The sequence below is a fragment of the Pseudomonas sp. HLG18 genome (assembly GCF_051903985.1).
In the GTDB taxonomy this organism is placed as follows: Bacteria; Pseudomonadota; Gammaproteobacteria; order Pseudomonadales; family Pseudomonadaceae; genus Aquipseudomonas; species Aquipseudomonas fluorescens_BT.
Window position 1 is genome coordinate 2,942,297 of record NZ_CP195831.1, and the last position, 12,298, is coordinate 2,954,594.

Annotated in this window: 6 protein-coding genes; 2 read left to right on the forward strand and 4 right to left on the reverse strand. The window is 60.7% G+C overall.

The genetic code is table 11. From position 1 onward, the window contains the following. Position 1: 1 nt before the first annotated feature. From ACSPX5_RS13565 to ACSPX5_RS13575, 3 genes are all read right to left on the reverse strand, one after another. Positions 2-4,654, reverse strand: coding sequence for an RHS repeat-associated core domain-containing protein (locus ACSPX5_RS13565; protein ID WP_439821905.1), 4,653 nt, complete (start codon positions 4,652-4,654; stop codon positions 2-4). Continuing rightward, entirely contained in the window at positions 4,651-7,557 is a 2,907-nt protein-coding gene (locus tag ACSPX5_RS13570; RefSeq protein WP_439821906.1) for a type VI secretion system Vgr family protein, read from the reverse strand. Before ACSPX5_RS13570 ends, ACSPX5_RS13565 begins: the two co-directional genes overlap by 4 nt. A gap of 127 nt (positions 7,558-7,684) precedes the next feature. Next, positions 7,685-8,200, reverse strand: coding sequence for an Hcp family type VI secretion system effector (locus ACSPX5_RS13575; protein ID WP_169430015.1), 516 nt, complete (start codon positions 8,198-8,200; stop codon positions 7,685-7,687). A gap of 394 nt (positions 8,201-8,594) precedes the next feature. On the opposite strand from ACSPX5_RS13575, the gene ACSPX5_RS13580 reads away from it, so the two are divergent. Then, the gene (locus ACSPX5_RS13580) at positions 8,595-9,416 is read left to right on the forward strand and encodes an aldo/keto reductase (protein ID WP_169431051.1); all 822 of its coding nucleotides are present in this window, start codon (positions 8,595-8,597) and stop codon (positions 9,414-9,416) included. 29 nt (positions 9,417-9,445) lie between these two features. Next, positions 9,446-9,916: a DUF1810 domain-containing protein gene (locus ACSPX5_RS13585; protein WP_439821907.1), complete on the forward strand. Its 471-nt coding sequence runs from the start codon at positions 9,446-9,448 to the stop codon at positions 9,914-9,916. On the opposite strand, the gene ACSPX5_RS13590 is transcribed toward ACSPX5_RS13585, so the two are convergent. Further along, on the reverse strand, positions 9,881-12,241 hold the full coding sequence (locus ACSPX5_RS13590; protein ID WP_169431053.1) for a DNA polymerase II: 2,361 nt from the start codon (positions 12,239-12,241) through the stop codon (positions 9,881-9,883). The two genes, ACSPX5_RS13585 and ACSPX5_RS13590, sit on opposite strands and share 36 nt — an antisense overlap. Positions 12,242-12,298 lie beyond the last annotated feature (57 nt).

Consider the following 12,298-nt stretch of genomic DNA (forward strand, 5'->3'; position numbering starts at 1 on the left):
GCTACATCTCTCCCGGATAAGTGAATATTTTTGACTCGCCTTTTTTGTTCATTGCATGAACATGTGGGGAGTTGTGATGCTCCGGGTGCCCCTCTCCGACCATATGAGGGTGACCATCCGGGTGATCAAAGACCTCAGAATTATCGTGTCCACGCCTTCCCAGCGTTGTAACTCCACGCTTTTTCAAACATGCACAAAATCGCCCGTCACTTTCACCGTTCAACTCTTGTGTGGGGATATCTTTTCCACCTCTTCCTACTCTTGGAACCTGTGCGTGTTGTTGTGCCTTCCTCATTGCGCTTGCGCGGCTTTTGGTAGCAACAACAGTCTCCAACCCCAATGGGTCAATCCACTCAACCGGGTTTGGCGCATACTTGTAAAGGTTTAAGCCTCCCTCGTAGCGTATAGGATCCTGAGAAATGAACCGCCCAACCCCCGGATCATAGTACCGATACCGGTTGTAATGCAGCCCCGTCTCATGATCGTGATACTGCCCCTGAAACCGTATCGGGTTCGTCACGCCATGCTGCCGCGCCCATTCCGAGCGCTGTTCCGTCACCTGCCCCCACGCCTTGTACTGCGCGGTCCAAGCCATATTGCCTTGTGAATCCGTCAGTTCCTGCGGTGTACCGAGGTGATCACATTGATACCAGGCCAACGCATCAAACGGTAACGCCGTTGCCTTGTGATTCCACACTGGGTCTTCATCAAGGCTGTATTCACCGCTGTAATCCGGCAGCCCCATCAGATTGATCGGCGCATGCCGTACAGCCTGTGCAACAGGGACAAAAGTGCCCGGTTCAAAGACGTAATGCACCGTGCGACCCGGTTCGCCATCGCCCTGCGCCAGACTGCTTTCCCACGCAAGATTGTCGCCATCCCATCCGTAAAGCGTAAAACCGCAGCCCAGTTCGCGCTGTTTGCGGGCGTGCTCGTTTCTGTTCCAGAGGGAACCGGCTTCCGGGCGCTGTTTGTAGTGGGCGCGGGAGTTCTTGTGCAGGCGGCGTCCCAACGCGTCGTAGGCGAAATCCACGCTCAGGCGCGTGTCCTCGAAATGCACCAGTCGATCAAACAGGTCCCAACGCAGATCGCTACGCTGACCGTTGTGCCAGCGCTGGATCTGGTTACCGCGTTCGTCGTAATCGTAGTGGGTGCCGGCGTATTCGCGCAGCAGGTTGTCGACCAGTTTGCTGCGCGGTGGCGTCAGATCCAGTGGACGACGGATTTCGGCGGTCTTGTCATCCAGCAGGTTACCGGCCGGGTCGAAGGCGAACGTTTCAACGCCTTGACGCGTCACAGCGCTGAGCAGTCGGCCGACGGGATCGTAACGATAGGCGAGCGGGCCGCGACGACTGTCGTTGATGTCGGTCAGTTGGCCGGCAGCGTCGTATTTGTATTCGCGCTTGAGCAGAGTGCTTTTGTCATCGCTGCGCCCCAGCAGTTGTTCCTGCAAGCGTCCGGCCGGGTCCCAGCTTTGAGTTTGCAGCAGGTGATTGCCTTGGTGGCGGGCGATTTCGCGGTGCAGGTCGTCGCGTTCGTAGCCGATCAGTTCATGCTCATCCAGACGCATGCCCAGCAGGTGGCCGCTACCGTAAGTGAGCCAACTGACGCGGTGACCGTCCGGGCGAACGGTGGCAACACGTTGATTGAGCACGTCGTACTCGTGCTGCCAGATCGCGACGGTGGGCTTTTCCAGTCCGAAGTAATGTTGGTGTTCGCGCAGCAGATTGCCGGCCGGGTCGTGGAACCATTGCAGGCGGCTGTCGGCGTTGTCGGCCAGCACCATATTGCCGTTGCCGTCATAGGCAAAGGTTTCGCTTTGCGATTGGTCACCCAGAGTGGCGCGACGCTCGGTCAAACGGCCCATCGGGTCGAAGTTCAATGAGATGATGCGTTGGCCATTGATCGATTGGGCGAGGCGGCCGGTGAGTGGGTCGTACTCATAACGCGTGCTGCGCCCATCGAAACCGCGCTCTTCGAGCAGACGACCGACCGGGTCGTAGTGGAAGTGCGCGCGTTGTTCGTTTTCGTTTTCCAAGGCCGTTAGCCGTCCGAGACGGTCCCAGCGATAGCGCAGGGTTTGCTCGGCGGCATCGACACGTTCGGCGATCAAACCGGCCGCGCTGTAGCTCCAGGTGGTGCAGCGATCGAGACCGTCAACATGCGTTAACAGCCGGCCTTCGGCGTCGCGTTCAAAGCGTTCTTCAGACTTGTCCGGGTGCTTGATCAGCACCAGTTGGCCAGCCTTGTATTCGTATTCGGTGGCGTTACCGGCGGCGTCGGTGAAGCAGATCATCTGCCCGAGTTCGTTGTACTCCCAGGCGCTGGTCTTGCCCGAGCAGTCGACGTACTCGACCAGTTGCCCGGCGTCGTTGTAGTCCAGGGTCTTTTCGTTGCCGTTGGCGTCCTTGATCGCGGTGGGCTGGCCGGATTTGTTGTAGGCGTATTCGGTTTTGTTGCCCAGCGGATCCAGCGCTTCGACCAGGTTGCCTTGGTCGTCATAGGCGCGTTGCCACTGACCACCCTCGGCGTCGCTGATCTTGATCAGCAGGTCCTGATCGTCGTAGGCGTAATGAATCACCGTGTGATCGGCGCGGATGTGCTCGAGCAGGTTGCTGCGTTCATCGTAGCTGTAGCGATCGGTGCTGCCGTCGGCATTCACGCGGCGAACGATGTTCTTGGCCTCGTCGCGGAAGAACCATTCCGAACGCTCGTCCGCGTAGCGAATGCGGTAGGTGTAGCCAAGGATGTCGTAGTAGTGCCAGGTCTCGTTGCCGAGCGCGTCGGTGACATAGGTCAGACGGATGTTTTCGTCCCACTCCAGGCGCGTGTCGAAGCTGCCGTCGTCCGCCCACTCGCGGATGGCTTTGGCCTTGGCGCTTGAGCCGTCCCACTGCAGGTTCATGCCGCGTCCGGTGCGGTCGGTATAGCGGGTGATCAGGTGATGCTGGAACTGATACGACCAGACTGCGCCGTTCTCGTCCTGCGCTTGAATCAGGTCGCCATAGGCGTCGTATTGATAGGCGCAGAGCTGGCGCAGCGGTTCGCCGTCAACGATTTGCCAGAGGCCGATAAACCGGCCGTGATCGTCAATCAGCGTGCCGAGGTGCAGGTGGACTTTGGTGAAGTCGTTTTCCTGATAGGTGATCAGGTCCGAAAGCACCGATTGTTCGCCGTGACGATGCTCGTAATGCAGCATGATCCCGGCGCCGTTGCGCAGCGAAATGTTGCTCAGCACAAAACGCTGGCCACGGCGGACGTAGGTTTCCTTGCGTTCGAAACCGTGACACACCAGCAACTGATCTTCGCTGGCACGAACGAGGGTGATGTTTTCGATGGCGTCGTAGTGGAACAGACCGACTTTGGGCAGCGGATAGCTGTGGTCACGGCCGTCGGCGCCGTAGAAGGTCAGGCCATCATCCACGCAATCGAAACGCGTGGTGAACTCGCTGATCCAGCGGGCGCCGAGCTCGCTCTGATCGTAGGCGTCGAGGCGTGAGTTGTAAGTGCGGGTCCACTCGATCGGAAAGGGTCCAGGCAGGCTGAAATCGGTATGGCTGAGACTTTCCGAACCCAAGGCGAAATTGATGCTGAAGTCCGTGGCGCATTCGCAGGGACCTTTCTTTGGATTGGGCGCGCCTTTCGCCGGTGCCTGTTGGCCGTGGGCGGCCAACTGCCCCTCAGATGCCGTACGCTTGGCCTGTCCGGTCTTCTCCGGATGGACGGCGGCGTTCTGGCCATGGGCATTGCGCTTGCGCCACAACGTCACGGCGCTGGAAAGAATCAGCAGCAACCAGCCGATGGAGTTCTGAACGGACTCATCATCCAGCTTGCTCAACTGGGTGCGCAGCTCCGGGCCCATCGCCCGCAGTTTTTTGGTTTCGTCGGAAACGGTTTTTTTGAGGTCATCAGGAACGAGATTTTGCGCCACGCTGTTGGCCAGGCCTTTGCCTGCTGACTTCAGCGCGCTGTTGGCAGCCCCAAAAATATTGCTGAAAGACGCCAGCGGATCATTCTTGAATTGGTCGGCCGCAGCGCTTGCCTGGGCGCTGGCTGCATTCAGATCACCTTTGGCATCCAGATTGCCAAACGCCACCGCTTCGATGCCCTTGGCAATTTCGTTAACGACTTCTTCGCCGAGCTTGCCAGCGTCCGCCAAAATACCGGGCAACTTGCCTTTGGCCTGTTCAACAAAATCATCCAGCGTGCCGATAATCGAGGCGTTCAGGTGACCGACCAGCACCTCGATCACAGAAGTGCTGAGCAACAACTTGCTGCTGGCCCTCATCTCCTGGCGCACCAGAAACAGAGTCGGACGAAGGGTCATCCGTGCTGCCGCCATCGCCGGTGGTAAAGGCAACACACCGATCAGGTTGATGCCAAGGCTGGCCCATGCGAGCAAGTCGCGCTGCTTGGCGTTCGACAGCGTGACGATGTCACCCAGCGCATCGACCAGCGCCATGATGTTGCCCACCACGGGTAAAGCTCCGGCGACGTTCTTGATCCGGTCGAGGGTGACCACCCCGCCGCTGGCGGATTGAAGCCAGGCATCGAAGGTCGCCGCACCGCTGGCGACATCCTGAATGTCGATGGCATTTAAAGGAACGATCGCAACCTGAGGCTCGCGTTTTACAACAGTATTTTCAGTGGTCATGACAGCATCTCACCCGCCAGCAGGCCCGGGGTTTTCAAGGAAGTTTTTGGAAGCGTCGGCGCCGGAAGACTCGGCAACTTGCCCGCCTTGCTCGCCGCACCGAGAATCCCCGACGCACTCGGCATCGCCGCACTCGCCAGTTTCGGCAGTCCGGCCACCCCGCCCTGCACTGCCCCTTTCACCTGCTGCGCCGTTTGCATCGCACCTTGCGCGGTCTGCATTGCACCCATCCCTGTCTGTGCCAATTCCTTGCCCTTCTCCAACATGTCCCAGTTCTTGCTCGGCAGCGCCTGCGCCACCATCGCCTGCACCTGACTCGGAATGTCTTCCGCACCCGGTGGATTCAACGGCCATTCCGGCTTGCCGATGTAGCTGCCTTCACTCCAGGTGTCCGCAGGATCCTTGCCGAACAGCACCCGCGCCGGCCCCGGTGCGGCGCCGGCGACGCTGGCGAAACCTTTGGCGTCGAGCTTGCCCTTGATGCTTTTGCCCAGCGCATCGATGACTTCGTAATCGCCGTCCTTGATGCCCTGGCGACCGGCGTACTGGTTGAACAATTCGAGGTTGCCCTTGCCCGGTTTCGGTGGTTCCGGGAACACCCCGGCGAGGGATTTCGCCCCGGTGTAGGCGAAGTTCGCCGCGTGGGCGGTGTACGGGCCGCTGGTGGCGTGGGTGATGCCGCCGGCGTTGTAGGTCGTGGCGCTGCCGCCGCCCTGGATCACCAGTTCGGTCTTGGCGGTGATGGTGATGCGGTCGGCGTTGGCGGTGATGTTGAGTTTGGCCAGCAGGTTGATGCTGTCCTTGAGTGCCTTGACGTCGATGTCGCCGGACGCCGCCACCAGCCGCCAGCCCATGCTCTGCACGAACAGGCGCATGCCACGGCTGGCACTGGCCAGCAGGCGTTTGCCGATGGAAAAACTGGTGTGGCCGGTGCTGCTCAGCGCCAGGTGTTCGCCGGTGGCGATGTGGCTGGAGCGCGGTGTGGTCAGGGCGATGCCGGCCGGGCTCGCCAACACCAGATGCGGCTCGGTGAACTCGGGAAATTCATTGGCGGTGAGGTTCGCCGGTCCCGAGCCAAGCACGCCCTGATGCTGCGCGTGCAAGGCCTTGGCCACGTCGTCCTGATCGCCTGCTTCCTGGGCTTGCAGCTCTTTGGCCTGCACCGCAAAGCCGTCCTGTTGATCGCTGGCTGTCGCGAGGCGTTCGGCAGTTTCCGGCAAGTCCTTGTGGTGTTTCGATTCGTTCGGGCGTGGCTCGGTGGTGATCAGCAGACCAGCACCGGCACGCACGGCGCCGTGGCGATCGGTTCTTAACTCAAAACCTTCACCCCGAGGTTGACCGCCGCTCGGACGTGGATGGGTCAGGTAACCGAGGTTGATCGCGCTCGCACCGTGATCACTGCGCAGCGCGATACTGATCTCGCTGGTGGTGTCGTCGATGCGCAGTTCGTTGGCGCGGCTGCCCTTGTATTCCTTGCTCTTGACCGTCGCGAGAGTCTTGAAGTCCGGCAATTTGTACGGCGGCAGGTTGGCGCCGTGGTACAGGCACCCGGTGATCAGCGGCTGGTCGGGATCGCCTTCGAGGAAGGTGATCAGCACTTCCATGCCGACCCGAGGAATGTTGATCGAGCCAAAGGTTTCAGCCGCCCAGCTGGAGGCCACGCGCATCCAGCAGGTGGTCTTGTCGTCGTGCTGGCCTTCGCGGTCCCAGAAGAACTGCACCTTCACCCGGCCGTACTGGTCGCAGAAAATTTCTTCGCCTTCGGGACCGGTGACCACGGCGCTTTGCGAACCGAGGACTTTGGGTTTCGGGTGATCCAGCGGCGGGCGGTACGGCACGTCCCACGGGATCGCGTTGAAGCGGTTGCGATAACCCTGATGGAAATCGTCTTTGTTGTCGGTGGTGTCGCTGGTCACCGACTCTTCCAGCACTTGCGGTTGTTTGCCTTCGTGGAAGATTTCCGTGAGCAGCCACAGGTCGTTCCACGTCGGGTTGGCGTGGTCGGTCAGGGCCAGAAAATGCCCGGTGACCAGGATCGGCTGATCGCTGTTGCCCTCGGCCAGGCGATAGTCGCTGCGGTGGCGTTCGAGGTTGCGGTTGGCCAGGTGCTTGCCGCGTTCGCGGTCCACGAAGCGGCCTGGGTAATCGTAGTCTTCCAGATCCGGTTGGGCGCTGCTTTTGGCGTCGCTTTCCAGCTCGATCTTCGGTTTGATGAAGTCGTAATCGCGCCGCGTGGTGCGGCTGGTGCGGGTGGCCAGGCGCAGGCCGAAACGCTTGACCACCGGCTTGTCCGCCACCAGCCCGGAGTCCTGCTGATAGGCCACGGGCGCGAGTTTCGGGAACACCGTCTGGTCATCGCCGAAGGTCAGTTTGTGGCCGCTGGACGTGTGCTGAAAGTGGTAGTGAATCCCCTCCTCTTCGCACAGGCGCTGGACGAAATGCAGGTCCGATTCGTCGTACTGCGTGCAGTAGATCCGCTCGGGATACACCGCACTCAACTGAAAGTGGTAATCGCTGGCCAGAATGCCGTGTTCTTCCAGCACCTGACTGATGATCTGCTGCACCGTCATCTGCTGAAAAATGCGCTGGTTGAAGCGGTGCGCCAGATAGGAAAGCTGTGGCCGCAGGGAGATTTTATAACGGGTCAGGCGCTTGCCCGCCTCGCCCTGGGCGATGCTGTAGATCAGCCCGTGAATCCCGCTTCCGCTCGGCGACAGCTGCAGAAACGCCAGTTTGTGCAGCAGGCTTTCGAGGTTGATCGAGGCCTTTTCACTGACCAGTTCCAGCTCGAATTCGAAGGGCGTATTGAGGGCTTCCCGACCGGTGAACGACAGCACCTGAAAATCGCTGTCCGCGCCATCGATGGTCAGATTGAAATGGGGCTGGTTGGCCGGTGAGAACATTCCCTTGTCCCTCGCACAGTGCTGCGATGCGCGCCAGATCGATAAGGATCTGGCGGCAAAAAATTCTTTTGAAATTCATGATCTCGGCCAGCAGCGCTGGCCGAGACAGTAAAACGATCAGCCGTAATTAAACGACCGGAGCACGCCAGTCATCGGAACCCGAAGTACCGGAGACTTCGTGGGTCCAGGTGATTTTGCGGTAGGTGAACTGCACTTCTTCCAGATGAGTGAAGTGGGCGTTCGCCGGGTCCTGGCAGTTGTGCATTTTGTTGTTGATGGCGACGATGATCGCGTCTTCCAGTTTGGTGGTGTAGTAGTGCTCCTGGGTGCCTTGCGCCGAGGTGCGGTACCACTGGATGACGATTTCGCTCATGCGCTCGCCGGAAGTCAGAGCTGCTTGCAGCAGCGGCGAAGCCTTGTCGTAGACCTTGGTGATCACAACTGGCTTGTGCACGCGCTGACCGGTTGGCTGACCGGATTGCGGGTCACGCGGGATGATCACGTCGTGGGTGAACGCCTGAACCATGACCTGGTCTTCGTGGCCTTCCTGGTAGGTGTTGCCAACGGAGTCGGCGGTGAAGGCGCCGGCAGTGATCAAGCCTTGTTTTTCGCCGGTAACCGACATGTACGCGGGTGTTGCCATGGGATGCTCTCCTTGCTGAATCATTGGGTGCGCCGATAGGTGATATCACCCAAGAGGCGGCCAATGGCCATCAATTAGCATGCCAACTTTTTCAAACCCTTATAAACCGGGGGTTCGGTAAGTTTTCTTCGCAGATGCGGCGAAAATTCCCACTGATTCCGTCGAAAAGTGCGCAAGAAGTTGCGCAGTGCTGTGCAACTTCTTGCGCACTTGGCTGGAGACCTTGATCGGCAAGGACTGTAGCGTTTTTGACCATGGTTTTATTACGTATAACTGCGCAACTTCTTGCGCACTTCCCAAACTCCCGCTCACTAGCCGACACACCTCATTTGGAACCCGTGGGCTATCCTGCTGCCCACTCTAGGTATCGACCGTTTTCAGATAGGAGGTTGGAATGCGTACCCTCGAATTGGCTGGCGTGCAGGTGCCGGTGATTGGCCAGGGCACCTGGCGCATGGGCGAAGACCGCTCGGCGCACAAGCGTGAAGTCGCGGCCCTGCGCAGCGGCATCGAACTGGGCATGACCCTGATCGACACCGCCGAAATGTACGCCGAGGGCGGTGCCGAAAGCGTGGTCGGCGAAGCCATTGCCGGCCTGCGCGATCAAGTGTTCCTGGTGAGCAAGGTCTACCCGCACAACGCCAGCCGCAAAGGCATTCCCCAGGCCTGCGAGCGCAGTCTGCGCCGACTCGACACCGATTACATCGATCTCTATCTGCTGCATTGGCGCGGCCAGTATCCGCTGGAAGAAACCGTCGAGGCCTTCGAGCGCCTGCGCGAGGACGGCAAGATCGGCCGCTGGGGCGTGTCAAACTTCGACGTCGGCGATCTTGAGGAACTGTCGAATTCCGCCTGCGCGACCAATCAGGTGCTGTACAACCTGGAAGAACGCGGCATCGAATTCGACCTGCTGCCGTGGTGCCAGCAACAGCGCATGCCGCTAATGGCGTACTGCCCGATCGGCCAGGGCGGGGCGATGCTTGTCGAGCCGGTGCTGAAACAGATTGCCGCTCGTCACGGCGTGACCCCGGCACAGGTTTCGCTGGCGTGGATTCTGCGTCAGGATGGGGTGATTGCGATTCCCAAGGCCGTGCGCCCGGAACACGTGCAGCTCAATGCACAAGCGGCGCAGCTGCAACTCGAGGCTGGGGATCTGGCGGCGCTGGACCAGGCGTTTCACGCGCCACAACGCAAGCAGCGGCTGGCCATGGTCTGAGCCACCGCCGACTGACAGAGGGCTTCGCCATGAGAAGCACTGATCAGGAAGACCCGTACGATCTGCAACGCTTCGTGCTCGCCCAGGACCCGGTGTTTGATCGGGTCCAGCGCGAACTCGGCGAGGGCCGCAAGCGCAGCCACTGGATGTGGTTCGTATTCCCGCAGTTCGCCGGGCTGGGTGGCAGCGAGATGTCGCGGCGGTTCGCGATCAACTCGGCCCCGGAAACCCGAGCCTACCTCGACCACCCGTTGCTCGGCGCCCGTCTGCGGACCTGCACGCAGCTGGTGCTGAACGTGCAGCAGCGTTCGATTGCCGAGATTTTCGGCCATCCGGACGACCTGAAATTCCACTCATCGATGACCCTGTTCGCCCAGTTCGCCGACGACGACAGCCTCTGGCATCAGGCGCTGGAGCGTTACTTCCACGGCATTCAAGACGAATGGACCCTGCAACTGCTGGACTCAAAACAGGCCCAGTTGCCCCCCGATCAGGGTTGAGAAATCGTCGTCGACAAACGGCAGGATCGCATCCGCCACCGGTTGCAGCTGGCGGGTGATGTAGTGGTCGTAGTCGATGGCGGCGCGACGCACTTCCAGCGGTTCGGGCCCGGCCAGGGTGATGACGTAGCTGATCCAGCCGCCGTTCTGGTATTGCCGCGGGCGGCCATGCTGCGCGTTGTAATCGTCCGCCAGACGCGCCGCACGCACATGCGGCGGAACGTTACGCTCATAGTCGTCGAGAGTGCGGCGCAGGCGCTTGCGGTAGACCAGTCGCTCGTCGAACTCGCCGGCCAGGGTCTTGCGCACGTACTCGCGCACGTAATCCTGATAAGGCTTGCGCTGGAAGATCCGTTCGTACAGTTCCTGCTGAAATTGCCGGGCCAGCAGCGACCAGTCGGTGCGCACGGTTTCCAGGCCTTTATAGACCATTTCTTCGCTGCCGTCGGCGCGGGTCACCAGGCCGGCGTAGCGCTTTTTGCTGCCCTCCTCGGCGCCGCGAATGGTCGGCATCAGGAAGCGTTTGTAGTGGGTTTCGAACTGCAATTCGAGGGCGCTTTCCAGCCCGTACTGCTCGCGTACATGCTCGCGCCACCAGTCGTTGACGTGCGCAACCAGCGCCCGGCCGATGGTCGCCGCCTCTTCCTGACCGTGAGGGCGACGCAGCCAGACGAACGTCGAGTCGGTGTCGCCATAAATCACCGCATGCCCCTGGGCCTCGATCAGCTGTCGGGTGCGCAGCATGATTTCGTGGCCACGCAGGGTGATCGACGATGCCAGCCGCGTATCGAAGAACCGGCAACCGCTGGAACCGAGCACGCCGTAGAAGGCGTTCATGATGATCTTCAGCGCCTGGGACAACGGCGCATTGTGTTCGCGCTTGGCGGTCTCGCGACCCTCGGCGACACGGGCGACGATGGACGGCAGGCAATGCCGCGTGCGAGAGAAACGAGCGCCGCGAAAGCCCGGCACCGAATCGCTGTCGTCGGGATGCTGCAAGCCTTCGATCAGCCCCACCGGATCAATCAGGAAGGTGCGAATGATCGACGGATAAAGGCTCTTGTAGTCGAGCACCAGCACCGACTCGTACAGCCCCGGCTGCGAGTCCATGACAAACCCGCCGGGGCTGGCCTGCGGGGGATTGGTGCCAAGGTTCGGCGCCACAAAACCCTGACGGTGCATCAACGGCATGTACAAATGAGTGAACGCCGCCACCGAACCGCCGCTGCGATCCGCCGGCAGACCGGTGACGCTGGCACGCTCCAGTAGAAACTTCAGCAACTCGGTCTTGGCGAAAATCCGCGTGACCAGTTCGCAGTCCTTGAGGTTGTACTTGGCCAGCGCCGGTTTGTCCTCGGCGAACATACGGTTGATTTCGTCCATGCGCTGGTACGGGTTGTCGATGGACTTGCCCTCACCGAGCAAGGTCTGGGCGACGTTTTCCAGGCTGAACGAGGGGAAGCTCCAGGTCGCCGAACGCAGGGATTCGATGCCATCGATGATCAGCCTTCCTGCCGCTGCCGCGAAGTAATGATTGCGGCTGCCGTGTTCGCGCCACTGCATTTCCTCACCGCCGCGCCCGAGCTTGAGCGGCACGCCGAGGCGTCGGGCGTGTTCGTGGAGGATGCGCAGATCGAACTGCACGAGGTTCCAGCCGATGATCGCGTCAGGGTCATGGCGGGCGAACCACTCGTTGAGCTTCTTCAGGATCAAGGTGCGCGATTCGCAGTACTCAAGGTCGAAATCGACAAGGCTGTCATCGCCGTTTGGCGCGCCGAGCATGTACACCTGACGTTCACCGCAGCCTTCCAGCGCAATGGAATACAACTCGCCCTGCTCGGTGGTTTCGATGTCCAGCGAGACCAGTCGCAGTTGCGGTCGATAGTCGGGCGCAGGCTTGAGGTGGGCGTCGAGCAGCACGCCGTCGGCATCGGGCGTGCCGCTGAACCACACCGGCGCGGTGATGAAACGCTCCATCAGGTAGCGCTCGGGCGGTCGCACATCGGCTTCGAAGACATCGACACTGTGACGGTTGAGCGCCGTTTCCAGACGCATCAACTGACCGTGTTGCTGGCAATACAGCCCGAGCACCGGGCGATGTTCGAAATCCTGGAGGGCCAAGGGGCGCAGCTCGACGTTCTTTTCATCCGCCAGCACCCGCTCGGCCTGCTCACGCTGCGCCGCCGGGATGAACGCCACCGACGGCTGATGCGGCAGGCGCACACGGCGCGGCCCGGCGTCGGTCGCCAGCCAGAACTCGACTTCGGTGCCGGCCGGGGTGTCGCGCCAATGCCGGGTCAGGACGAAGCCCTGCTGTAAATCCACCACTGCGACCTCAAGAATTGATTCAGAAAGGCATTCTACGCGGCATTGCCACAACCG

Bases quoted from the DNA above. Each gene is read 5' to 3' on its own strand.
- ACSPX5_RS13565 (WP_439821905.1), bottom strand. From the start codon at position 4,654: ATGACCACTGAAAATACTGTTGTAAAACGCGAGCCTCAGGTTGCGATC.
- ACSPX5_RS13570 (WP_439821906.1), bottom strand. From the start codon at position 7,557: ATGTTCTCACCGGCCAACCAGCCCCATTTCAATCTGACCATCGATGGC.
- ACSPX5_RS13575 (WP_169430015.1), bottom strand. From the start codon at position 8,200: ATGGCAACACCCGCGTACATGTCGGTTACCGGCGAAAAACAAGGCTTG.
- ACSPX5_RS13580 (WP_169431051.1), top strand. From the start codon at position 8,595: ATGCGTACCCTCGAATTGGCTGGCGTGCAGGTGCCGGTGATTGGCCAG.
- ACSPX5_RS13585 (WP_439821907.1), top strand. From the start codon at position 9,446: ATGAGAAGCACTGATCAGGAAGACCCGTACGATCTGCAACGCTTCGTG.